Consider the following 24,289-nt stretch of genomic DNA (forward strand, 5'->3'; position numbering starts at 1 on the left):
AAAGCGGAAAAACAAATGTACCGGTGCTCCCAAAAATTTAAGAAACTATCCTAAACTAACTAGGAAACCAGCCCCACGAGATTAGGCAGCTTAACCAGCTGATTTGTGGTGATGTGGGTGTAGATGAGTGTAGTCTTGATATCATTATGACCCAGCAGCTGTTGAATCGTCTTTATATTAACCCCTTCATCTAACAAATGAGTGGCATGAGAATGGCGCAGGGAGTGTAGTGTCACGTTTTTATAAATACCGGCCCGCTGCGTCGCCTTCTTAAAGACAGCTCGCAGGCTGGAGGCTGAGTATTGTTCTTGCTGGGCGTTCTCAATGAGATACGTCTTAGGCAGAAACTTCTTGTAATAAGTCCTTAAAAAGATCTTGAGATCATGGGGCAGCGGCAGTATGCGGTCCTTTTTACCTTTTGAGCAAAGGATCTTTACCTGATCGCGCTTGCCATCTATATGTTCTATTTTAAGGTTAAGCAACTCACCAGATCGCAGTCCCAGTGCATATATAGTGAGTATCGCGGTGCGGTGCTTCTCATTTGTGATGGCGGCGAGTATATCTTTAACCTCTTCAATACTGAGTATGTCTGGCAACACCTTTTGAGGCCTGCGTGGCGCGACTGTGGTGAGGTCCAGCTCACGATTATGGACTAGAGACAGGTAAAGTCTTAGAGCGCTTGCGAGCTGCTTCTGGGTGGTATAGGCGAGATTTTGTGATAGGTTTTTCTCAACAAATTTTTTACGCAAGAAACTGGATTCTGCCTGATGGATGGGAATGAGATCTCCTATAAAATTTTGGAAAGCGATCAGTAAACCCGTATAGGTTTTTATCGTGTTAGGACTATATCTTTTGATTTTGAGCAGGGTGGTAAAATCGTCAAACATGCTTATATACCATTTATACCGCAATATAGATATTTGCTTAAAAACTTGCGGATATACCGCTAGAATGAGGTGTATATATGGTAGTTTTTGATATATTGCGGATATACACTAGTTGTCGGTGATTGCCCAAGGGACATGTTGCTCCGCCATGAAATCATCCATCCGAGACAAAGGTCCCCACAATCCAACGAGCGGTGGCACAACCAATAACCAGATGTGCATCAACCAATTTCAAGGCTCCCACAACATTCAATCACCGACAACGCCCACCGCGTGAAAATGCCCAATAAACAAACCAGCCACCTGGGGAAAACCATACCGGTGAGCGCACCACCGACAACAGGGCATAAAGCGAATGTGGCATTTTCAAAAGCTCTCTGTGTGGCGGCCAGAATCCAAAACTATTGCCTACTTTTAGAGGCAACAAACCAATACCACCGATAACGCGAACCAGCCGAAAACGCCACACTCGCTTTATGCGGTGGGCGTTGTGTGTCATATTGAAAAAAAACGAAAATCGAATTTAACAATGTTTAATTGGTTCAAAAAGAAAGAAAAAATAGAAAATCCGATTGAAATTTCAGTTAGCGGAATTAATCCTCAAACCGATAATGAATTTCTATTTTACAACTTTGTGCAATTGACTTTTGCACCTCATTTGCAAAAATGGTATGAGAAAGCAAAGGAAAACGGACTTCAATTTAAACCGCAATACGAACAAGCAATAAAACAAAAAGTAAGTACAGGTAAATTTGAGAATCCACACAAATTTCCTTCATATTTTACAAATGGATTCGATTTTATTGGAATACAGTTTTTAAGTGGAACAGATGATATTTTAAGTGCATTTGAATTAGGCACTCACTTCATAATCGATGAAAAAATAGCATACAAAGAAAAATTTCTTTTTCGTCCACCTAATCAAATTTTAAAACAAAAAGAATTTAAAGAAACTCTCGAAATGTTTGATATAGACGAAGAATTTGTAAAAGATTTTTCATTTGAGGATGTTTGGGACACGTTAGATTTAAAGTTAAGTTTCAATCATAGTTTAGTTGTCTGTTGGAACAAAGAGATTGAAATTCTTGAAGAAATATTAAAAGCCTATAGAATAAAAGATTACAACATAAATTATATACAAATAAGAGAAATAGCTAAAGACAATAATCTTCCAGATTTATTTGATAATCTTTTAAAGCATTTCAATTCTGACCTGAATATTGAAAATGATTTATCTCTTATAGCACCAACTCTTGCGTTGGAATTTGAAGATATGGGAATCAATCTAAATAACTACAGAAAAAACCTAAATCCAAAATCTAGCGAAAATTTCAACGAATTAAATCCTAAACCTTTAAAAAAGCATAAAACAAAGCCAACTACTTTAGACATTCAAAACGAAAACCTATCTCACATTCGTAATTACTCTATTGACCCGAAAGAGATTAGTAAAATTGATATTAAAAACAAAGGATTTATTTTTACTGGAGAAATAACTACAGACAGAGATACAGCAAAAGAATTCATAGAACAAAATGGTGGAATAATAAAATCTGGAATTACAAGCAAAGTCGATTATGTTATTATCGGAGCTGACTTTGGTTGGTCGAAAATCCAAAAAATACACGAACTGAACGAAAATAAAAATTGTAACATAAAAATATTAACCAATTCGGATTTTGAAAATCTGAAAAAAAATACGCCACACAACAATGGCTATAAGTAATTGCTTGTTCTCGCCTACTTCTGAAAATCCTCGCGGATTTTCAGTTTGGTGTGTACTTGCAAAGTTAACCGCAAAACCACGCAACTACTCATAGCCGAGACCGTTGTGGTGCATTTAAAAAAAAATCGAATAAGATAAAATGGCTTTTTTAGGATTTATATTTGTTTTATTGCCAATTTCAATAATCTTATTTCTATTATGGGTTTTCACTAAGAAAAAATATTCGGAATTGGACTTTTAATAATGTGGGGCGGATTAATATCGCTTTTACTTTTATCATTTATCCTGAGACCACTTTGGGAAAAAAAGATTTTAGAGAAATCTGATTTTTATGGAGAATATATAATTGACAGAAATTATTTTTCGGGAAAACAAGCGGATTGGCAATACAATCATTTTCGATTTGAAATTAAAGAAAATGATTCAATATATTTTTACGTAACTGATGGAGAAATAATAAACAAAACTTATAAAGGAAAAATATCAACTCTTACACCATACAAATCAGCAAGACTTGTAATTGAAATGGAAAAACCTACTCATCACATATTTACAACTAATCCAACTATTTATCGTGAAGTTTGGGACTTTTTTATGGTGTTTAATTCACCAAGATTTCATAATATGTATTTCCGAAAAGGAGAATGGAAAAAAATTGAATAGAAGAATAAAACGAAAATAAAAAACGACACCACAACAATGGCTATAAGTAATTGCTTGTTCTCGCCTACTTCTGAAAATCCTCGCGGATTTTCAGTTTGGTGTGTACTTGCAAAATTAAGTGCTAAACCACGCAACTACTCATAGCCAAGGCCGTTGTACAACATACCCGAAATGAACAAACTGCTGACAATTTCACTACTGATTTTCTTATTTCTGTCCTGTAAAAACGACAAGAAATCTGAATTGGAATTTTATGCAGAAAATCAAACTTCATTTTTCGATTTGAGAAATGGAGACTGGACAAAAAACTCGTGGATTAGAAAACCTGAAAATCTAAAAATGGTTCACGAATCGTTTAAAAATTTTGGGTATGGAAAACTTGAGAATCTGATTTCAAAAAGCAAAAGTCATTTCCTAATCGAAGGAATTTATATAAAACGGAATTTCGAGAATTTAATAGACAGTTTGGAATTGACCTATAACAAACCTGAAATACAAACAAAATATTACGCTGAATTTTGGAATCGCAGAAAAGCGGAGAAAAATGATTCAATAATTTATGAAATCATTCGAGAATTCAACTCAATGAAAATGAACAAAAACAACAGAATAATGAAAACCAATTTGTAAATGACACATTATTTGACCTTTTAAAAATTGAGTTTGATATCGACAATTTGAATTCTGAAAAAGCAAAATCAAACTTTTATAAATTAAAAAAATACGGACTTCATCAATCTGCTCACAACTTGCTTTATGAACGAGCAGAATATTCCCAATTGGATCTAAACCGAAAAAAATTAAACCAAGAATTAACAGAAACAACGGAATTTGAACAACCCTGGCTTATTGATAATGAAAAATAAAGTACGTTGTACAACACCGTATAACAACAATTGCGGCTTTGTGTCCTGCGGACACAACCGCGCAGGCATAAAAGTCGGGAATTTTAGCTATCTTAGTTCTCAAACAATCCGCAACTGATTGTTATACAAGACCGTTGTCGGTGATTGCCCAAGGGACATGTTGCTCCGCCATGAAATCATCCATCCGAGACAAAAGTCCCCACAATCCACCGAGCGGTGGCACAACCAAGAACCAGATGACCATCAACCAATTTCAAGGCTCCCACAACATTCAATCACCGACAACGCCCACCGCGTGAAAATGCCCAATAAACAAACCAGCCACCTGGGGAAAACCATACCGGTGAGCGCACCACCGACAACAAGGCATAAAGCGAATGTGGCATTTTCAAAAGCTCTCTGTGTGGCGGCCAGAATCCAAAACTATTGCCTACTTTTAGAGGCAACAAACCGATTCCACCGATAACGCGAACCAGCCGAAAACGCCACACTCGCTTTATGCGGTGGGCGTTGTAAACAAGCGCTAACCAAATCCATCTAAAATGAAATTGAATAAAGTAAAACTCAAAAACTTTAGAGGTTATTCAAAAGAAACGGAAATTCTGATTGAAGATTTAAACGTTCTAATTGGTCGAAATGACGTAGGAAAATCTTCAATTCTAGAGGCCTTAGATATATTCTTTAATGGTAAACCAGATAAAAATGATTTATCAATTGATCACGATAATTCCCAAGTTGAGATTACTTGTATTTTTAATGATATTCCAGAATCACTAATTTTAGATGACACCGTAAAGACTTCCCTAAAGGATGAGTTCCTCCTAAACAAAGAAGGAAATCTTGAAATTAAAAAGAAATTTCCCATATCTCGAACAGGAAGTGTGTCAGAAGAAAGTGTCATTATCTGTGAACATCCAGATAATCCAAAACTTGAAGATTTACTTTCGAAAAAAAGAACAACTTTAAAGTTATTTTTTGAAGAACTAAAAATTGATGATAAAGGTGTCAATCGAACGAAAAGTAAGGAAATTAGGAAAGCAATAAGACAACATTTTTATGAAGATGAAATTCAAACTGAGACCAAGGAAATAAAAATTGACGGAAAACTGGATAACGAAGATAACAAAAAGAAAATATGGACTAACTTAAAAAAATACCTACCATTATTCTCGTTGTTCTTCGTTGATAAACCTCTAAATGATCAGGATTCTGACATACAAGATCCAATGAAAGAAATTATAAAAGAGGTTTTAAAACGTGACGAAATTCAACCTCTATTGGATACATTAAAAAATGCTGTTCAGGATGCTTCTACAGCAATGGCAGATGAAACAATTGAAAAATTAAACGAATTAGATTCCGAATTAGCTGAGACTTTAAAGTCTAACTTTCCAAAAGAACCTACCTGGAACTCAATATTTAAATTAACATTAGAAGATAATCGCGGCGTCCCCCTAAATAAAAGAGGAAGCGGGATGAGAAGACTAGTCTTATTAAGTTTTTTTAGAGCACAGATTGAGAAAAGAAGAACAGCTAATGCTCCAAATATAATCTATGCTCTAGAGGAACCCGAAACATCTCAACATCCAGATTTTCAAATTATGATAGTTAATGCATTGAAGGAATTATCAGAAACCGAAAATGCTCAAGTACTTTTCACTACTCATAATTCAAATCTTGCTAAGGAAATTTCAAAATCATCATTACGATATATTTATAAAGACGAGCAAGGTGAAAATCAGGTTGAAAATGGTACAAATGATGATGGAACTGATAATGAAAATATAATTGATAGAATTATAGAAACACTTGGAGCACTACCAGACCCAAAAAATAAAGTCCAGTGTTTAATTTTCGTAGAAGGTGAAAATGATATTAATGGTTTAATAAATTATAGTAAACTACTTAACGCTCACGATAGTGAAATTCTAAATTTAGAAAACAATGAAAAAATAGCATTTATTCCTACTGGAGGTTCACAATTGAAATACTACATTGAAAAAAAGTATCTAGATGGTTTAATTCAAGCTCAAGTTCATATTTACGATTCGGATGTTGCGTATTATATTCAAAGTATAAAAGACTTAAATGCAGAAGGAAATCCTAATAAAGTCGGATATAACACAAGTAAATTGGAATTAGAAAATTTTCTACATCCAGATGCGATTAATGAATGCTACAAAGAATTAAATATTCCAATAGAAATAACGGAAGTATTAGATAGAGAAGATGTTCCGAAAAAAGTTGCAAAGGCTGTACACAATACAAATGGTGATACTGAATGGGAGAAAATGCATCCTGACAAAGCAAAATTAGCTGAAAAGCAAAAGAAAAAATTATCTAAAGCCAAACGCCAGCTTAATAATTTAGCAATAGAAAAAATGACAATTGAAAGATTAAAAGAAAGAGACGGTTTCGACGAAATAAAAGATTGGCTAAATAAAATCAAAACATTTTTAAATTAAATTCAATAAACGCCAGTTTACAACACCGTATAACAACAATTGCGGCTTTGTGTTCTACGGACACAACCGCACAAGCATAAAAGTCGGTAATTTTAGCTATCTTAGTTTTTAAACAATCCGCAACTGATTGTTATACAAGACCGTTGTAAAACATTTAAAACCAAATAAAATGCAAAAAGTAATCACAGTAACGACACATACAAATATCATCGATAAAGATGATAAATTCACCGAAAAAGAATATACTAAACTAAATGAATATTTAGAAGACGGATATGAGGTTAAGCAAGTAGTACCTGTAGTCACTAATTCAGATTCAAGTTATATGTATTCAATTACATTCGTATTAGAAAAGTAAAATTGGAATAATGGAAGTAGTAAATATAATTCTGACAGTTATTTTAGTCGTAGTAACTTCGATATACACCTTCATTACATATAAAACTCTTCTTTCTTATAAGAATCCAATTTTGTTCCTACGAACTTCATTGATAGATACTAAACACGAATGGGATAAATATTTAATGAGAGATTTAGACCCAGTACAGGAGCAAATTCGTGGACTTTCCAAAATTACAATTGACAAAAAAATTAAATTTAAACTTGTAAATAACGGAACAAGTCCAGCATATGATATAGTGATGAAATATGAAATTCAGACTTTTAAAAATGATATAACTTTCGGAATTGACGAAGCCGACGTGAAAGACTACAAAGCTGTTCAATATAAGAAATCAATAAGAGAGGTAAATTTCAACTATTTAGCACCTAAAGAAGAAATTGATATAGATATTGTTTTTACATCTAACTTTCCTAAAATCGAAATAATTGTAACCGAGTTAAAATCTAAAGAAGTTTCAAGTATAAAAAAACCGACAACAATTTTTGTGTATAACAATAATGAACATTGTGAAATTGGAGATTCAATTGACTACAGAAATATGGTTGGAGTATAAAAACGTTTTACAACAATATATAACAACAATTGCGGCTTTTTGTCCTGCGGACACAACCGCGCAATCATTAAAGTCGGGAATTTTAGCTATTTTATTTTCTAAATAACTCGCAACTGATTGTTATACAAGACCGTTGTCGGTGATTGCCCAAGGGACATGTTGCTCCGCCATGAAATCATCCATCCGAGACAAAAGTCCCCACAATCCACCGAGCGGTGGCACAACCAAGAACCAGATGACCATCAACCAATTTCAAGGCTCCCACAACATTCAATCACCGACAACGCCCACCGCGTGAAAATGCCCAATAAACAAACCAGCCACCTGGGGAAAACCATACCGGTGAGCGCACCACCGACAACAAGGCATAAAGCGAATGTGGCATTTTCAAAAGCTCTCTGTGTGGCGGCCAGAATCCAAAACTATTGCCTACTTTTAGAGGCAACAAACCGATTCCACCGATAACGCGAACCAGCCGAAAACGCCACACTCGCTTTATGCGGTGGGCGTTGTACACAAGCTGAATCCAGCCGCACAGTCAAGCACATTTCATTTTTTTCGTGCCTCAAAAAATAAAAAGAGCTTGCCTTTTCCCAACGCTGATAATAAGTTTTATGAAGATGATTTTTATATGTCAAAAAAATTGTTTATAGACGTAGAAATATATAACTTTGCCAAAATTGGGTAAAACAATAAAAAGTATAATAAACTAATGGCAAGTTTCGGAAACTACATAAAAACTCACCGAGAAGAAAAAGGCTGGAGTCAGACTGAATTCGGAGCGAAAGTCAAAATTAATACACCTGCTGTTAGTAAAATTGAGAATGACCATAAAAAATTTCCAGTTGGCAAATTAAAATTACTCGCCCAATTATTTGAACTAGATTACAACCAAGTTAAAGACTTGTATTTTGCAGACAAATTTGCAAAAGAAGCTTTTGAATATAAATGTTCTGATAAAATTTTTAAAGTTGCAGAAGACCAATCAACTTATATCAAAGCAATAAACGCAAAACAAGGAAAATTAAAATTCTAATCGAGATGGATACAAAAAAACTCATACAAGTATTAGGATTTATACCTAAAGAAAATACTTCTGGAATTTTTCATAAAAACTATAACGGATATTCTATTGAAATTGATTTTGAAAAACAACAATTTGATTTCGGAAGTAAAATAATTGGAGGAAGAACAACAACTCAAAATTTTTCACAAACTGAAAATTGGGTTGTTTTAGAATGTATAGACAGATTACTAGAAAAAGGTTATAAACCAGAAAATATAATCTTAGAAAAAAATACACAGTCGGACACGGAGCAAGCGGTGGTTGGCTAGATATTCTTGTTACTCGTAAAGATGGCTCTGCCTATTTAATGATAGAATGTAAGACTTGGGGAAAGAATTTGAAAAAGAGTTTAAAAAAACCGAAACAAATGGCGGTCAGTTAATGACCTATTTTCAACAAGACAAGTCTGCTGATATTTTGATGCTATATGCTTCTAAACTGGACAAAAATAAAATTCAATTTAAAAATGAAATCATAAAAATTGAGGAACATTACAGACAAGCTGGAAATGTAGAAGATGTTTATGATAGATGGAATAAAGTAACGAATACTAACGGAATATTTGACGATTGGGTAAAACCTTATTTGTTTGAAAGTAAGAAACTAACCAAAAAGGATTTAAAACCGTTAAACGAAGAAGATAGCAAAAAAATATTTCACGAATTTTTATCTATTCTTAGAAAACATTCTGTTTCAGACAAACCAAACGCATTTAATAAGATTTTTAATCTTTTTCTCGCTAAAATATTTGATGAAAAAAAGAGGGATGACAAGGAACTTGATTTTCAATGGAAAGAACATAAAGACAATGCAGTTGATTTTCAAATCAGACTTATAAACCTATACAAATCTGGGATGTATGACTTTTTGAAAAAAGAAGTTAGAGGAATTTCGGATGATATGTTTAGTTATAAAACTCAAAAAGAATTAGAAGAAAAAAAGAAACATATTTTACTATTCAATAAGGTTTACGACATAAAAGATGTTTTTGATGAAGAAACTTTTGAGGATAATCAAAAAGTATTAAAAGAAGTAGTTCAATTACTTCAAAAGTTTCAAATTCGTTATCCTAGAAAACAACAACATTTAAGTGATTTCTTTGAACGTCTTTTAACAACTGGTTTAAAACAAGAAGCTGGTCAGTTTTTTACGCCACCACCAATTACACGTTTCATAGTTCGCTCATTACCTATTTCTCAATACATAAAGAAACAGTTAAACCAATCAATTCCGGAACTTCCTGCTGTAATTGATTATAGTGTTGGTAGTGGTCACTTCTTAACCGAAGTAATGGAAGAATACCAACGTGTTATTGAAAATGACATTGATACCTCAAAGTTAGAAACTGATGATGCCGAAACAAACGTAAATGCTTGGAGAATTAACAAATACGACTGGGCAAGTAAATATGTGTATGGTATAGAAAAAGATTATCGTTTAGTAAAAGTTGCAAAAGTTGGTTGTTATTTTTACGGAGATGGTTTAGCACAAGTTATTCACGGAGATGGTTTGGATAGTTTTAAACATTCCAAAAGTTACAGAGGACTTTTAAAGAAAAATGCAGAAAAACCTCAATTTTCGTTTATTGTTTCTAATCCGCCATATTCTGTAAGTTCTTTTAAAGGTGATTTGAAAAACGCTTCTGCTAATCAGGATTTTAAATTGTTTGACAGCCTAAGCGATAGAAGTTCTGAAATAGAATGTTTGTTTATTGAACGAACTAAACAATTACTAAAAACAGACGGAATTGCAGCCATAATATTACCAAGTTCTATTTTAAGTAATTCGGGTTTGTATTCACAAGCAAGAGAGATTATTTTAAAAGCTTTTGATATTATAGCCATTACAGAACTAGGCTCTGGTACTTTTATGGCAACTGGCACAAATACGGTTACTTTATTTTTAAAACGTAGAGAAGATACAATTGCTGAACAAGTAGAAAAATCTTTAGCTACATTCTTTACTAATCTTAAAGACATTACCATAAACGGTATTGAAAAACCAATAGAGAAATATGTATCTCACGTTTGGGAAAACATTTCTTTTCAAGACTATAAAACTTTATTGAACAAAAAACCGAATGAAGCTATAAAGCAACACGAAATATTTAATGAGTACAACAAAAAGATAAAAGCCAAGAGCGAAGAAGGTAGATGGAGTAAAATACTAGAAATAGAAAAAGACAAATTACTTTATTTTATTCTAACATATAATCAAAAAGTTGTTTTAGTTAAAACAGGACAAAAAGCAAAAGAAAAACAGTTTCTAGGTTATGATTTTAGTAATCGCAGAGGAAATGAAGGTATGCACCCAATAAAGCGTAGCAAAACCATTGATGAATGCACACGGCTTTATGATATGAAAAGTTTCACTAACGAAAATAAAGCTAGCACCTATATTTATAGAGCATTTACAGAAAGTAAGTTCGATTTAGAAATTCCCGAAACGCTTCAAAAAAATGTAAGCTATCAAAACTTAATTGATATGCTAACATTTGACCGAGCAGATTTTGAACAAAATATTTCGCTTTCGGTTAAAAAAAAAGTAAAAATTCAGACTAAGTGGAATGTGTTCCCACTCAAAGAATTTGTTAATCTTCAAAATGGTTTTGCTTTCAAAAGTGCTGATTATGTTGAAAGTTCAACCGTTTTGAATTTTAGACAAGCAAATATTAGACTAAAAGGAGTATTAGATTTAGATTATAAAAAAACTTTTTTACCTGATAACTTTTCAGAAAAGTACAAAGATTTCATTTTAAAAGACGGAGATATTGTTATTGCAATGACTGATATGAATAGTGATTTAAATCTACTTGCAATTCCCACTATTTTTAAAAACACAAGCAAAACTACTTTTCTTTTGAACCAAAGGGTTGGTAAGTTTATTAATTTCAAACTTGATAAAATTATCCCTAGCTATCTAAATAGTATTTTAAAATCTGAAATTAGCAGAACTCAACTTAGAAACTTAGGTTTTGGAAGTGTTCAATTTAATTTATCTAAAACAGATTTACTTAATTTTAAAATACCACTTCCACCGTTAAATATTCAACAAAAAATAGTTGATGAAATTGAGGTTTTAGAAAAGCAAGAGCAAGATTTGCAAAATAAAATACTAAGGCATAAAGAACACATTAATACTTCTTTAGAAACTTTGTTTAATAAATCGACTAAATCTGTACGATTAAGCGACACAGATATTTTTGAAACTAAAATTGGAAAAAGAGTTTTAAAAAGTGAAATAAGTAATCAAGGTAAATATCCAGTTTATAGTGCTAATGTTTTTCAACCTTTTGGATTTATAGATAAAGAATTTTTAACCGATTTTTCAACTTCTTCGGTAGTTTGGGGAATAGATGGTGATTGGATGGTAAATGTAATTCCTGCGAATAAACCATTTTACCCAACCGACCATTGTGGTTATTTAAGAATTAATCAACCAATAGCAAAAGCTAGATATATTGCATATTGTTTAGACAAAGAAGGACAGCAAATTGGATTTTCGAGAACAAAAAGAGCTTCAATAGATAGAATCGAAGGAATTAAAATTCCACTTCCTACAATGGCAGAACAGGAAAAAGTTGATATTGAAATTGAAAAGTTAGAGAAAGAAATTACGGAATTTGAAAAACAAATAGCTGAAATTCCAAAACAGAAAGAAACGATATTGAAAAAGTATTTGGAATAAAGCCAACGCAAGTTCAAGCACATTTAAAGTTTGCTCGTGCCTCACAAATTTAAAAGAGCTTTCACGCCAACGCTGATTGACAAACTTAATGGAAAAAAGCCAGTGTACAACAATGTATAAAAATAATAGCGGTTTAATCGCTAAAACGAAAGTAAGTAAATATAAAAAAGGTCAGTGTTTAATCGAAAAGTTAGTGCGTGAAAATCCGCTACTATTCTTATACTAGACCGTTGTCGGTGATTGCCCAAGGGACATGTTGCTCCGCCATGAAATCATCCATCCGAGACAAAGGTCCCCACAATCCAACGAGCGGTGGCACAACCAATAACCAGATGTGCATCAACCAATTTCAAGGCTCCCACAACATTCAATCACCGACAACGCCCACCGCGTGAAAATGCCCAATAAACAAACCAGCCACCTGGGGAAAACCATACCGGTGAGCGCACCACCGACAACAGGGCATAAAGCGAATGTGGCATTTTCAAAAGCTCTCTGTGTGGCGGCCAGAATCCAAAACTATTGCCTACTTTTAGAGGCAACAAACCAATACCACCGATAACGCGAACCAGCCGAAAACGCCACACTCGCTTTATGCGGTGGGCGTTGTGCTTAATGCTGAAAAAAGAACTTTAAGGAACAATTTTGGAAAAAAATGAAAAAATGGATTTTTAAAATATTAGGTTTAGTAATCGGAATTGTTTTGCTTTTAGGATTCTACAGCAATTCTTCGTCTTTTATTGAAAAACAAGACTGGAAATATGCTGAAGGAACTAATATTGGAGATTGGTTATCAAAAAACTCTTTTAAAATCAAGGACGGAATAATTGAGACAAGTCAAGGAAAAGCGAAAATTGTCTTCTGCTATGGACAAGAATTGATTATAGAGAATTTAAAAACTAAAGAAAGAGGATTTTATATAAACAAAAGCTGAATTAAATGATTTTACTTTTTATTCTCGGAATTTCTTTAATTCAATTTGGATTGTATTACTTGAATACAAAATACAAAACCAAACTACCGAATTTAATAATTCTATTGACTTTGCTAATCTGCTATTTTTTTGTTTTTCCTAAATTCTTTTACCCAGAACCAAGAACAGACGGAATTAACTGCGGAATGCCAATTCTCGGAATAACACTCGGATTTTGGATTTTTGGAACAATAGCTGGAATTGCGACACATATAATTTGGACAATAAAAAATAAAAAAGCACATAAGCACAACAATGTATAACCGCAATTACGGCGGATTCGACTACGTCCGAATCCACTCGGAATTGCTAACGCCAGTTCTTAACCGAAAATTATTAACTTTAAAACCGTAACTGACGGTTATACGAGACCGTTGGCAGTAATGTGGAAAAACGAGATAAATTGAAAAAAGTATAAATATGGACAGAAAAGAATTTTTAAGAAACACGGCAATTTTAGGTGGAGCGACAATCCTACCAATGAACAACGTTTTTTCACAAAATGTAACGGAAAACGGAATTGACAGATTAGTGGACAGTAATGGAAATTTCATTCAAAAATCACTTCCATACAATAAAACTTTTTTGGAGCCACATATGGATGAAGAAACCTTACATCTGCACTTTGAATTTCATCACGGTGGAGCAGTAAAAGGGGCAAACACAGATTTGATTAAAATTAAGGAACATCTAAAATCGGGCGATTTAGACCAAGTGGATTTGTGGACCCGAAAGTTAGCTTACCACTTTTCAAGCCACGTGCTTCATTCCATCTTTTGGACGAACTTAACGAATAAAAAAACTGAACCCAAAACTGAACTCTTAAAACAGATAGAAAAGGATTTCGGTTCATTTGACAAACTGAAAAGCTATATCGGGAAAATATCAAAAACTGTAGAAGGAAGCGGTTGGGGTATTTTGGGTTACCAACCTTATTCGGATAGCTTGACATTGTTACAATGCGAAAATCATCAAAAATTAACACAATGGGGAGTTGTTCCGATTTTGGTGATTGATGTTTGGGAACACGCCTATTATTTGAAATACAAAAATAAAAGAGCCGATTTTGTTGATACAGTTCTTGAAATTATCAATTGGGACAATGTAGCTGACCGATTTATGACAGCAAAACGACTGACAAAATAAACACTACTGCCAACAATGGCTATAAGTAATTGCTTGTTCTCGCCTACTTCTGAAAATCCTCACGGATTTTCAGTTTGGTGTGTACTTGCAAAGTTAAGTGCTAAACCACGCAACTACTCATAGCCGAAACAGTTAGCTGCAAGCTGAATAAAAAATAACTCAAAACTTAAACAAAATGGAAAACGAACATAACAGTAAAAAGAAATACGGGAAATTTTTTGCAATGATTGCGACTTCAATGATTGCAATGTTTTTTTTAATGTACACTCATTCTTATCAAATAATCGACCACTTTTGGTTTAGTGAAACTCGATTATTTATGACCATTATTATGGGTGGCTCAATGATAATCATTATGCTTCTCTATATGCTTAATATGTATAAGAGTAAAAAAGCTAACACTGCAATATTTGGATTGGGAGCTTTGATGATAATTGGAGCAATTTGGTTGGTAAGGAGTCAGGTAACTGTAACTGATACCGATTATATGGAAGGAATGATTCCACATCATTCAATTGCGATATTGACGAGCGAAAGAGCAAAAATAAAAGACGTTAGAGTTCGAAAACTTGCAGACGACATTATTAAAGCTCAACGCAAAGAAATTATGGAAATGGAATGGTTGATTAAAGACATTAAAGAGAACGGAATTGTCGAAACTGAGTTAGAGAAAGAAGAGAGACCAGTTCCAAATTTTAAAGGAAAGTTAGACCAAGAAACAAAAGATATTGAAATTGAATAAAAAAGCCAGCAGCTAACAATGTATATAAAAAATAGGCGAGATAGTAATAAACTCAAGGGCTTTGGCTCGTATCAAAGTTTGTGCGTAACTGAAAGGTTGGAGCTTCAAAAACGCCTACTTTTCATATACTAACCGTTAGGCACAAGCTGAACAAAAATCACGAATGAACCAAGAAATTAGAAAATACCTAATAGACCAATGTGTTTTAGGACAACCAATCTACTATGAAGACGTAGCCAAAAAACTGAATTTGAATTTAGCACTTGACAAGGACAGAAGTGTTCTCAGCAAAACATTGGGCGAAATTTCAGCTTACGAATACGAAAATGGAAGACCTCTAATTAGTTCGATAGCGATTTACAAAACTGCAAATGACCACGGCAACGGCTTTTACAATTTGTGTGAAGAACTTGGAATAGGAAAAGCAACCAAATTAAAGAGAGACTATTTTGGTTTTACCGCTCTTGAAAACTCAAAAAAGTTTTGGAATAATGAGTTTAACTACCAGCAATTTTATGACTTAAAAACACCAGTTTATAACTCACAAGACAACCCTTTTATCAATATTGACGAAATAGAATTTTTCAGAAAATGGGTCAATAAAGTTTATGATAAATCCAACAATGACCATTATTTTGCAAAAGAATATCTTTTAGAAACTGTTTGGTCTAAAACCAAATTTTGGTCTGAAGAGATAATTAAAAGACTTGATAATTACGAGACTTCAAATAAAAGAATGTGGAGTAAACGTGATTGGGAAGATGGAAAAAGAGTTTCAACGTTCAAGCCATACACTTGGGCAAGAATTTTCAAAAAAGGACATAAATCAAAGGACATTTTTTTTACTGTTGGTATTGACCCATTGCAACACGCTTTAGTTTATAAATTAGATTATTATCACGAAGGAGATTCAAAATTATCAGTAGAACAAAAAGAATTATGCAAAAAATACATTCCTGAAAGTTTAAAATGGAACGAGATAAACGAAACGGAACTTAACGAGTGGAATTGGGAAACTCTTATTAAAGAAATGGTAGAATTTATTTCTTCCAATTCTCACCACTATGACCAAGTCGTTAAAATGGTTTGGGGTAGTGAAGATTTAAACTCTGTTTTTACCAACAACTTGACCTTACGCGATTTTCCCAATGGCGGATTTTCAGAACTACCAAAATTAAATCCTTCTTTCAAAGGAGCAGATATTGACTTCGATAAAAAAAGGAAAGATGATAAAGAGCTTGGAGATTTTGGCGAAGAATTGGTTTTAGATTATGAAAAAAACAAACTCAAAGAAAAAGGACTAAATGACTTCATTGACAAAGTGAAAATCGCTAAAGATGGAGAAGGATATGATATTCTCTCATTTGATGAAAACGGTAACGAGATTTGCATTGAAGTAAAAACAACAAAAGGTAATGAGAAAACACCGTTTTATTTAAGCCAAAATGAAAAGTTATTCTTCGAAAAAAACTTTAATAAGTATATGATATATCGACTATACAATTATGATTTGGATAATAATTATGCGGACTTTTTCATAATCAAGGATTTCGATAAAGAACTTCTTTTTCAACCAACTGAATTTAAGGTTTACTTGAAAAAACAATAAAGCCAGTGCCTAACATTGTATAAAAATAATAGCGGTTTAATCGCTTAAACGAAAATGAAATATATAAATCAAGCGACAGTAACAAACCGAAAAGTAAGTGCATAAAAAACCGCTACTATTCTTATACGTTACCGTTACCCACAAGCTGAAAACCAACCGCATATTTTAGCACTTTCGGTTTTTTCCGACACACAAATCCAACGCTTAAAACCAAAAGAGCTAAAATTTTCCCAACGCCTGAAAATTATGTATTTTAGTATTTGCTTAAATAAGAAATAACCGTAACTTTGTTTTATGGAAAATAATTCTTGCATAAGACAACAAGCCGATATTGAACAAATAAATCGTTGCAAAGACACAGTTTCGGAATTAATCGAATCGTTCGACTATTTGGCGAACGGACTTTCATTAGTCGGAAATAACGTTCGACTGAAAATACTTTACCTACTCTTTCAGGAAAAAAGACTTTGTGTTTGTGATTTAAGCGACATTCTCGGAATGAACATTTCTGCTATTTCTCAACATTTGAGAAAAATGAAAGACCGAAACCTATTACAAACAGAAAGAGATGCTCAAACGATTTTTTATTCACTTACGGCTGAATACGAAAAAATGCTAAACCCATTTTTTGAGATACTTGATAAAAACAAAATTTTAGAAACGATATGAAAAGTGAAAACAAATTAATCGGTGCAGGTTTGTTAATGGCAATTACAGCTTCTTTATGTTGTATTACACCAGTTTTGGCTCTTATCGCAGGAACAAGTGGAATTGTTTCAACATTTTCTTGGATAGAACCTTTTAGACCATATTTAATTGGACTGACAATTTTAGTTCTTGGCTTTGCTTGGTATCAAAAACTTAAACCTCAAAAAGAAATAGACTGTGATTGTGAGACGGACGAAAAACCAAAATTTATTCAATCAAAAAAGTTTTTAGGTATTGTAACAGTATTTGCAATTGTAATGTTGGCTTTCCCATATTATTCTGGAATTTTTTACCCAAACACAGAAAAACAAATAATTGTAGTTGACAAATCGGACATTAAAACAACGGAATTTAAAATCAGCGGAATGACTTGTGCCAGTTGCGAAGAACACGTCAATCACGAAGTAAACAAACTCAACGGAATTGTAAACTCAAAAGCGTCTTATGAAAATGGAAATGCAATCGTTGAATTTGACAAAACCAAAACCAATGAAACGGAAATTGAGAAAGCAATTAACTCAACAGGTTATAAAGTAACCGACAAAAAAGAAAATTAATGGAAACTATATTAAAATCTGAAATAACTTGTCCAAACTGCGGACATAAAAAAGTGGAAGATATGCCAACAAACGCTTGTCAATTTTTCTACGAATGCGAAAATTGTAAAAAGGTTTTAAAACCAAAAGAGGGAGATTGTTGTGTTTATTGTTCTTATGGAACAGTAGCTTGTCCACCAATTCAAGAAAATAAAAGTTGTTGTTAAAAAGCCAACGCTAAAAGCCATACACATTTGCAATTCGCTTCAGCCGAAACACAAGCCAAAAATTGCAAAAGAGTATGTCTTTGCCAACGCTGAAAACCAAGCTGAACGGAATAAAGCCAGTGGGTAACAACGTATATAAAAAATAGCGGTTTAGGTGCTAAATCGAAATGAATTTTATAAATTTAAGGTCTGTGTTTAACCGAAAAGTTCGTGCAAAAAATCCGCTACTTTTCATATACAAACCCGTTATGTGCAAGCAAGAAACCAACTATGTCAAGAACGAGAAGAAACGAATTTAGAGGAAGCAAATATTGGGTTCTAGCGAATTCGAGAATTATGTATGACTTTAAATTTGACCCAATTAAAGCATACTTGGAAAGCACCCAAGGAATGATTTTCAACAAGAAAAGGAACTTAACGAAAAATATCACGCTTGGAATAAAGAACACTCGAATAATCCTGAAATGCCAGACGCATTTGATATTTACGAAATGGAAATTATGAATAGTTCGGAATTTCCGAACATTCTTAACCAATCAATTTATCTGACAATTTACTCAACCTTTGAAAATGAATTTTTTAAACTTTGTGAATGGTGCCAAAAAGCGGAAAGTTTAAAAATTGGACCTAAAGATATTAATGGACAAGGTTATATTGGTCAATGCAGAAAATATATAACAAATGTTTTGGACGTGAGCCTAGACAGTTTAAATGACGAATGGACTGAAATTAAAAAATATCAATTGATTAGAAATTCCATAGCGCATAACAACGGAATAATAAAATCACCAAAAAATGATATACTTAAATTTATTGAAAGTTCGAACGGGATATCATTTGATACAGAAAAATCACAGGTAAAAATGGAATCAATTGACTTTTTAAAAACTTTGATAGACAAACTAACTAATTTTCTATCTGAAACAGCTGAAAGAATAATAGAAGAAAAAATGCCAGCACATAACAATGTATAACAACAATTACGGCTTTGTGTCCTGCGGACACAACCGCGCAAGCATAAAAGTCGGTAATTTTAGCTATCTTAGTTTTTAATTAATCCGTAACTGATTGTTATACAAGACCGTTAGCTAAAATACGAAACAAAATCAGAGAGTTTAATTGCAAATTCTGTTTTTGCTCGAGTTTTATTTCAAATCTGAAACTAAACGTTTAATGGAAAACTCACTCAATTCGCAAAGCAGAAACGGATTAAATTGACTAAAAATCTTTGCGCGGAGAAATTAAAAATTAAAGAAAAAAATTAGAACTCGATGGACTTAAACTTACTCGGTTCGATAAATTGGAATGGATAAATCTTTGCGGATAAAATTTTCTTAGCACTACTCTATTTTTAAAATCTTTGCGGAGAAAAAGTAAAATTAAAATTCGTTTTCAAAAAAATATTAAAGTTCGGCTGATTAAAACGCTCAGAAACGATAAAGTGGAATCGACAATCCTTACGCAAAAGTACTTTAGCTAACAAAGAACTGAGGTAAAAACAACTCTTTTTAGCACTTTTTTATTTGATCACACTACAATGATTCGGGTCATAAGGCAATCCTGATTTGACTATTGAAAAAGCCTGTTTCAGCAGCTTGTTGCATACGGCGATCAACGCCAGTTTCTTGCTAGTTGTCTTCCTCTCGCTTTGCTCGTCGGAGACAGAGGTCCACCAAACGTTCATACAAAGCCCTGCAGGCAGTATTGAACCTACATGACCCGCTATGAAGTATTCAAACTCACCCCACCCTAGTCCCCAAAACCAAATTCAGGACTGGCGTTTTCTCGATTACAATCCGGTCGCCAGATTTGACCTCATCGTAAGCTGATTTATCAATGGAAAAAGCGCCTGCTTGGGTACTGACCAAGTAAGAAGTTGCCGTTCTATTGCCTGAAGTCGTTGTTTTATCGGTTACGGTGGTGGTGATTTCTTCCTTAACGTGATCTCTTTTGATACTTTGGTATTTGAGATACCATCGCAACAACGAGATCGCATTCCAAACTATGATAATAGGCACGGGAAAAAACAACAGCAACAATCCCCACCAGCCTTGAACGATAAATGAAAACGCTATTAGCAGTGGCACGGCAATAAATAAAAGTTTGGTACGTAGCTTTTTCAACCAAATCTTCCTTAGCACCTCCTCGTCTTGAGGCGTCAGGTTTGTTTTGATGACCTTATCAGGAATCGAAGATCTCAAAGAATCAACATCCACATCAGGTTGTGCTTCAGTAGCTTTTTGCACCGTCTGTAAATTGAGAATAAGCTTACTTTTAGGTGCAATTTCTAACTTTACGAGATCGCCAGTAGCTACTTGCGCATATTTTGAGTGACTCACTGCGAACTCCTTTCCAGCTATCTTGAGGTAGTAAGTAATCGTGGCTTTAGTTCTCGTGCCTCCACCAGATCTTCTTCCTGCACCTCCACTTGACGTGGTGGTTTTTTGTATGTCTTTACGCTTATCTTCTAGAATCCCTTCATAGACATGCTTCACACCGGTGCGCAAATCGGCGGCTTTTCTGATCAGGAGGTACGTACACACACTTATGATCAACCCCATAAAGAAGAGGATCATGTAATCAAACATCTCCCACTCGCCGGTAAGCACCGTCCTGCCTACCACCCAGCTAAAAATAAAATAGATAAATATCCCAAACATAACGGGCACAGCCACAATCCCTATCATGCCCCTGGTAATCTTCTTGCGATCATCAGCGCTTATGGTGATCTCACTATAAATCGGTTCTGTTTTCATGGTATAAAATTCGATAAAAGCAGGGCAATCTGAAATGGGGCAAATGGCTTATTTTAGGCTGTAGGCGGTAGGCAAGTTATTCAATTTACAATGGCTGTATCTTGTAACTTAGGTTTTGATTTTGGCTTTGGTTTTGGTTTTGATTTTGATTTTGATTTCGGTTTTGATTTTAATTTTGATTTTGATTTTAAACCATCTCGCTTTCGCGAAAGCGTAACAAAAAAAAGCTGCTATCTAGGCTTTGAACCTCTTTTAAAATCCTGCTACCTTTGCCAAAAATCTAGACATGCTCATCATAGGAATCGCTGGAGGAACGGGAAGTGGTAAAACTACAGTGGTAGATCAAGTGGCTCACGAGTTTCCAGATCACGAGGTAACCGTTATTTCACAAGATTCTTACTACAAGGATACCAGTGAACTCACTTATGAGGAACGTGTAAAAATCAACTTTGATCATCCAGAATCCATAGATTTTGACTTGCTCGAGCAGCATCTACTAGACCTTAAAAATGGTAAAAGCATCGATCAACCGGTCTATTCTTTTGTGGAGCACAACCGTACTGGGGAAACCATAAAAACGGCTCCGAGTAAAGTGATTATCGTGGAGGGAATTTTGATCCTGACCATGCCTCGCATCAGGAGATTATTTGATATTAAGGTTTATATAGATTGTGACAGCGATGAGCGCCTCATCAGGAGGCTCAAAAGAGACATCGCAGACCGTGGGCGAGACCTTGATGAAGTTCTAGATCGCTACCAGACTACCTTAAAACCTATGCACCAGCAATTTATAGAGCCCACTAAAGCTTATGCCGATGTCATAATACCTACCAATAGATTCAATACGGTGGGTGTTAAAATCTTGCGCTCCATCATCGATCAGAAGCTAGCTTAAATCCGTATTTTTAGGGATCATGAAATGGTCAGAACTTAAAAGGAAAAAGGGATTTAGAATACTGACTAACAAGTATCTAGTTATTCTTGTAGTTTTTGCTATATGGATATTTTTCCTGGACGGCAGTGCCTGGCTTACCTCCCATCGAGAGATTGATAAACAAATCGCTGAACAAGAGGAAGCCATACGCTATTATCGTGAAGGGATCGCCAGAGACAGTGCAAAACTCAAACAACTGCGCAGCGCAGAGGGACTGGAGACTTTTGCCCGTGAGCGTTACTTTATGAAACGTACAGAAGAAGAGGTCTTCATCATAGAATTTGAAGACAGCCTAAAACAAAAAGAGAATGAGTAAGAGATTATTTGAAGATTTTGAAGGAGTCAGTGAGGCGCAATGGAAACAAAAAATCCAGTACGACCTCAAAGGCGCCGACTATAACGACACCCTCATCTCCACCACGCCAGACGGCATCCACATCAAGCCGTTCTATCACAGTGAGTCGTCAGAGGCGCACGAGATTCCTTTCACTGCTACTCAAACTGGCGACTGGTACGTATCTCAAAAAATCTACGCCTACAGTGCAGAAACCGCTAATCTCAAAGCTAAAAATGCCCTTAAAAGAGGTGCTGAAGGTGTTGTACTGGTTATCCCAAACCCTGAAATTGACGCCGAAGTTTTACTTAAGAGTTTGCCAGAAGTTGGCATTCAGATTCATCTGGAATTTTTTGATCTGGAGTACATCGAGAACCTGAACAAGCTCGCTCTCAAAGCATACATTCACATAGATCCCATTCATCGGCTGGCGAGCACGGGAAATTGGTTTGCTTCAAGAGAAAAAGATCTCAAATCACTTATTGACTACCTAAAAATCTCTGACGGATATTTTTCAAACATTACCGTGAATACCAATGTGTATCAGCAAGCTGGTGCCACGACCGTTCAGGAACTTGGATATTTTCTTGCGCATCTCAACGAGTATTTAAATGTACTGGAGCAGGCTGAAGAAATTACAGATTTCACTACCACTCGCTTCGACTTCGCTCAGCGACCGAATCACAGCGACCACGGGAAAGCAAAAAGAATCAATCTAGACACAACGACTGGCAGCGATTACTTTATGGAAATCGCAAAATACCGCGCCTACCGCGTGCTTACCAAATCACTGGGTAATGAATACGGCATTGAAAATCTCGAGTGCTACATATCCGCCAGTCCTAGCATGAGAAATAAAACCCTTCTTGATTATAATGTCAATATGTTGCGCACTACTACGGAATGTATGAGTGCAGTTTTGGGAGGCGCAGACACCGTTTACAACTTACCGTATGATGCCTTTTTCAATAAGCCTAATGAATTTGGGGAGCGTATTTCCAGAAATCAATTGCTGGTTTTAAAGGAAGAAGCCTATTTCAATAATGTAGGAAACGCAGCAGAAGGATCTTATTACATCGAGACCCTCACGCAGCAACTGGTAGAAAAGGCACTGGAACTCTTTAAACAATTAGAGTCAGCCGGTGGATTGATTTCCTCTTTACATGAAGGCAGCATACAGCGCAAGATCAAAGAAAGCGCAGATCGTGAGCAGCAAGCTTTGAAGCACGGCGATAAAGTGCTCGTGGGAGCCACAAAATATCCCAATGCTGATCAGCCGCTACTAAAAGAGTATGAAATATTGCCTTTCGTAAAGATTGAGCCTAGAAAGACCTTAATCGAACCTATTGTACAGAAAAGGTTGATGGAGGAAAAGGAGAAGGAAGAAATGAGAAAATTATAGCACGCCCTTCGAGTGCCTCAGGGCTCGAATCTGAAATGTAACCGAGGGCTGAGGTCCTCGAAGCCCGATCTAGAGAACTGAAATCACGCCCTTCGAGTGCCTCAGGGCTCGAGTCAGAAACGCAACTGAGGGCTGAGGTACTCGAAGCCCGATGTAATATACTAGAATCATGCCCTTCGAGTGCCTCAGGGCTCGTAATGAAAAAACAATGAGAGTCTGGCTTACATGAAGCCTAAGAGTAAAATTAAATTGCAAATGCCGATAGGCTATATGTACATACTAGAGTGCGGAAATGGCACCTACTACACCGGTAGCACTATTGATTTGGAAAAAAGAATAGAAGAGCATAAAATTGGTCAAGGAGCGAATCATACTAAAAAACATGGAGTTGATAAATTGGTTTACTATGAAGAGTATCCTAGAATAGATCTTGCATTCAACCGAGAAAAGCAAGTTCAAAAATGGCGCAGAGAAAAGAAGGAAGCCTTAATTTTGGGCAAGCATCAAAATTTGCCTGAACTGGCGAAGGCTTATAGAGACTTGTAAATCGCCCTTCGAGTGCCTCAGGGCTCGAATCGGAAATGTAACCGAGGGCTGAGGCTCTCG

General features: G+C 34.9%; 24 protein-coding genes and 1 pseudogene. 22 read left to right on the forward strand and 3 right to left on the reverse strand.

The features are described from left to right. Nucleotides 1–59 precede the first annotated feature (59 nt). The gene (locus BST97_RS05520; RefSeq protein WP_085766291.1) at nucleotides 60–887 is read right to left on the reverse strand and encodes a tyrosine-type recombinase/integrase; all 828 of its coding nucleotides are present in this window, start codon (nucleotides 885–887) and stop codon (nucleotides 60–62) included. Nucleotides 888–1,416: 529 nt separating this feature from the next. Between BST97_RS05520 and BST97_RS05525 the strand changes: the two genes are divergently transcribed. From BST97_RS05525 to BST97_RS05630, 18 genes are all read left to right on the forward strand, one after another. Next, nucleotides 1,417–2,613 carry a BRCT domain-containing protein gene (locus BST97_RS05525; protein WP_085766292.1) on the forward strand — a complete coding sequence of 399 codons (1,197 nt, stop codon included), beginning with the start codon at nucleotides 1,417–1,419 and terminating at the stop codon, nucleotides 2,611–2,613. Between the two features lie 243 nt (nucleotides 2,614–2,856). Continuing rightward, a complete protein-coding gene (locus BST97_RS05530) occupies nucleotides 2,857–3,276 on the forward strand; it encodes a hypothetical protein (protein ID WP_245833668.1) in 420 nt (139 codons plus the stop codon). Nucleotides 3,277–3,519: 243 nt separating this feature from the next. Continuing rightward, complete coding sequence (locus BST97_RS05540; RefSeq protein ID WP_157111478.1) at nucleotides 3,520–3,906, forward strand: hypothetical protein; 387 nt, start codon at nucleotides 3,520–3,522, stop codon at nucleotides 3,904–3,906. 47 nt (nucleotides 3,907–3,953) lie between these two features. Beyond that, complete coding sequence (locus BST97_RS05545) at nucleotides 3,954–4,142, forward strand: hypothetical protein (protein ID WP_085766295.1); 189 nt, start codon at nucleotides 3,954–3,956, stop codon at nucleotides 4,140–4,142. A 542-nt stretch (nucleotides 4,143–4,684) separates the two neighbouring features. Continuing rightward, nucleotides 4,685–6,607, forward strand: coding sequence for an ATP-binding protein (locus BST97_RS05550; RefSeq protein ID WP_085766296.1), 1,923 nt, complete (start codon nucleotides 4,685–4,687; stop codon nucleotides 6,605–6,607). Nucleotides 6,608–6,776: 169 nt separating this feature from the next. Further along, nucleotides 6,777–6,965: a hypothetical protein gene (locus BST97_RS05555; protein WP_085768172.1), complete on the forward strand. Its 189-nt coding sequence runs from the start codon at nucleotides 6,777–6,779 to the stop codon at nucleotides 6,963–6,965. A gap of 10 nt (nucleotides 6,966–6,975) precedes the next feature. After that, complete coding sequence (locus BST97_RS05560) at nucleotides 6,976–7,563, forward strand: hypothetical protein (protein ID WP_085766297.1); 588 nt, start codon at nucleotides 6,976–6,978, stop codon at nucleotides 7,561–7,563. Nucleotides 7,564–8,275: 712 nt separating this feature from the next. Continuing rightward, nucleotides 8,276–8,599: a helix-turn-helix domain-containing protein gene (locus BST97_RS05570; protein ID WP_085766299.1), complete on the forward strand. Its 324-nt coding sequence runs from the start codon at nucleotides 8,276–8,278 to the stop codon at nucleotides 8,597–8,599. Between the two features lie 5 nt (nucleotides 8,600–8,604). Next, entirely contained in the window at nucleotides 8,605–8,898 is a 294-nt protein-coding gene (locus tag BST97_RS05575; RefSeq protein ID WP_085766300.1) for a hypothetical protein, read from the forward strand. A 55-nt stretch (nucleotides 8,899–8,953) separates the two neighbouring features. Then, complete coding sequence (locus tag BST97_RS05580; RefSeq protein ID WP_085766301.1) at nucleotides 8,954–12,316, forward strand: restriction endonuclease subunit S; 3,363 nt, start codon at nucleotides 8,954–8,956, stop codon at nucleotides 12,314–12,316. A 655-nt stretch (nucleotides 12,317–12,971) separates the two neighbouring features. Then, on the forward strand, nucleotides 12,972–13,250 hold the full coding sequence (locus BST97_RS05585; RefSeq protein ID WP_085766302.1) for a hypothetical protein: 279 nt from the start codon (nucleotides 12,972–12,974) through the stop codon (nucleotides 13,248–13,250). 459 nt (nucleotides 13,251–13,709) lie between these two features. Then, on the forward strand, nucleotides 13,710–14,435 hold the full coding sequence (locus tag BST97_RS05595) for a superoxide dismutase (RefSeq protein ID WP_009780324.1): 726 nt from the start codon (nucleotides 13,710–13,712) through the stop codon (nucleotides 14,433–14,435). A gap of 175 nt (nucleotides 14,436–14,610) precedes the next feature. Next, the gene (locus tag BST97_RS05600) at nucleotides 14,611–15,177 is read left to right on the forward strand and encodes a DUF305 domain-containing protein (protein ID WP_085766304.1); all 567 of its coding nucleotides are present in this window, start codon (nucleotides 14,611–14,613) and stop codon (nucleotides 15,175–15,177) included. A 163-nt stretch (nucleotides 15,178–15,340) separates the two neighbouring features. Beyond that, on the forward strand, nucleotides 15,341–16,786 hold the full coding sequence (locus BST97_RS05605; protein WP_085766305.1) for a DUF3883 domain-containing protein: 1,446 nt from the start codon (nucleotides 15,341–15,343) through the stop codon (nucleotides 16,784–16,786). A 294-nt stretch (nucleotides 16,787–17,080) separates the two neighbouring features. Further along, nucleotides 17,081–17,455 (forward strand): ArsR/SmtB family transcription factor, encoded by a 375-nt coding sequence (locus tag BST97_RS05610; RefSeq protein WP_085766306.1) that lies wholly within the window; start codon nucleotides 17,081–17,083, stop codon nucleotides 17,453–17,455. Continuing rightward, nucleotides 17,452–18,051: a mercuric transport protein MerTP gene (gene merTP / locus BST97_RS05615; protein WP_085766307.1), complete on the forward strand. Its 600-nt coding sequence runs from the start codon at nucleotides 17,452–17,454 to the stop codon at nucleotides 18,049–18,051. The genes BST97_RS05610 and merTP overlap by 4 nt, the downstream gene beginning before the upstream one ends. Further along, nucleotides 18,051–18,257 (forward strand): GDCCVxC domain-containing (seleno)protein, encoded by a 207-nt coding sequence (locus BST97_RS05620; protein WP_085766308.1) that lies wholly within the window; start codon nucleotides 18,051–18,053, stop codon nucleotides 18,255–18,257. The genes merTP and BST97_RS05620 overlap by 1 nt, the downstream gene beginning before the upstream one ends. Before the next feature lie 464 nt (nucleotides 18,258–18,721). Beyond that, nucleotides 18,722–19,231, forward strand: a complete 510-nt coding sequence (locus BST97_RS05630) for a hypothetical protein (RefSeq protein WP_157111480.1) — start codon at nucleotides 18,722–18,724, stop codon at nucleotides 19,229–19,231. A gap of 545 nt (nucleotides 19,232–19,776) precedes the next feature. Here BST97_RS05630 and BST97_RS16080 read toward each other — a convergent pair. Together BST97_RS16080 and BST97_RS05635 are read right to left on the reverse strand one after the other, a co-directional pair. Next, nucleotides 19,777–19,969, reverse strand: a pseudogene (locus BST97_RS16080) (hypothetical protein); the annotation flags it as partial. Between the two features lie 27 nt (nucleotides 19,970–19,996). Continuing rightward, nucleotides 19,997–21,013 carry a hypothetical protein gene (locus BST97_RS05635; protein ID WP_085766311.1) on the reverse strand — a complete coding sequence of 339 codons (1,017 nt, stop codon included), beginning with the start codon at nucleotides 21,011–21,013 and terminating at the stop codon, nucleotides 19,997–19,999. 286 nt (nucleotides 21,014–21,299) lie between these two features. On the opposite strand from BST97_RS05635, the gene udk reads away from it, so the two are divergent. The 4 genes from udk to BST97_RS05660 all read left to right on the forward strand — a co-directional run bounded on the left by udk (nucleotide 21,300) and on the right by BST97_RS05660 (nucleotide 24,229). Further along, nucleotides 21,300–21,908 carry a uridine kinase gene (gene udk, locus BST97_RS05645; protein WP_085766313.1) on the forward strand — a complete coding sequence of 203 codons (609 nt, stop codon included), beginning with the start codon at nucleotides 21,300–21,302 and terminating at the stop codon, nucleotides 21,906–21,908. Between the two features lie 19 nt (nucleotides 21,909–21,927). Further along, the gene (locus BST97_RS05650) at nucleotides 21,928–22,263 is read left to right on the forward strand and encodes a septum formation initiator (RefSeq protein ID WP_085766314.1); all 336 of its coding nucleotides are present in this window, start codon (nucleotides 21,928–21,930) and stop codon (nucleotides 22,261–22,263) included. Further along, nucleotides 22,256–23,683 (forward strand): methylmalonyl-CoA mutase subunit beta, encoded by a 1,428-nt coding sequence (locus BST97_RS05655; RefSeq protein WP_085766315.1) that lies wholly within the window; start codon nucleotides 22,256–22,258, stop codon nucleotides 23,681–23,683. Before BST97_RS05650 ends, BST97_RS05655 begins: the two co-directional genes overlap by 8 nt. 225 nt (nucleotides 23,684–23,908) lie before the next feature. Beyond that, complete coding sequence (locus BST97_RS05660) at nucleotides 23,909–24,229, forward strand: GIY-YIG nuclease family protein (RefSeq protein WP_245833669.1); 321 nt, start codon at nucleotides 23,909–23,911, stop codon at nucleotides 24,227–24,229. Nucleotides 24,230–24,289 lie beyond the last annotated feature (60 nt).

Source organism: Nonlabens spongiae, assembly GCF_002117125.1.
Classification (GTDB): Bacteria; Bacteroidota; Bacteroidia; order Flavobacteriales; family Flavobacteriaceae; genus Nonlabens; species Nonlabens spongiae.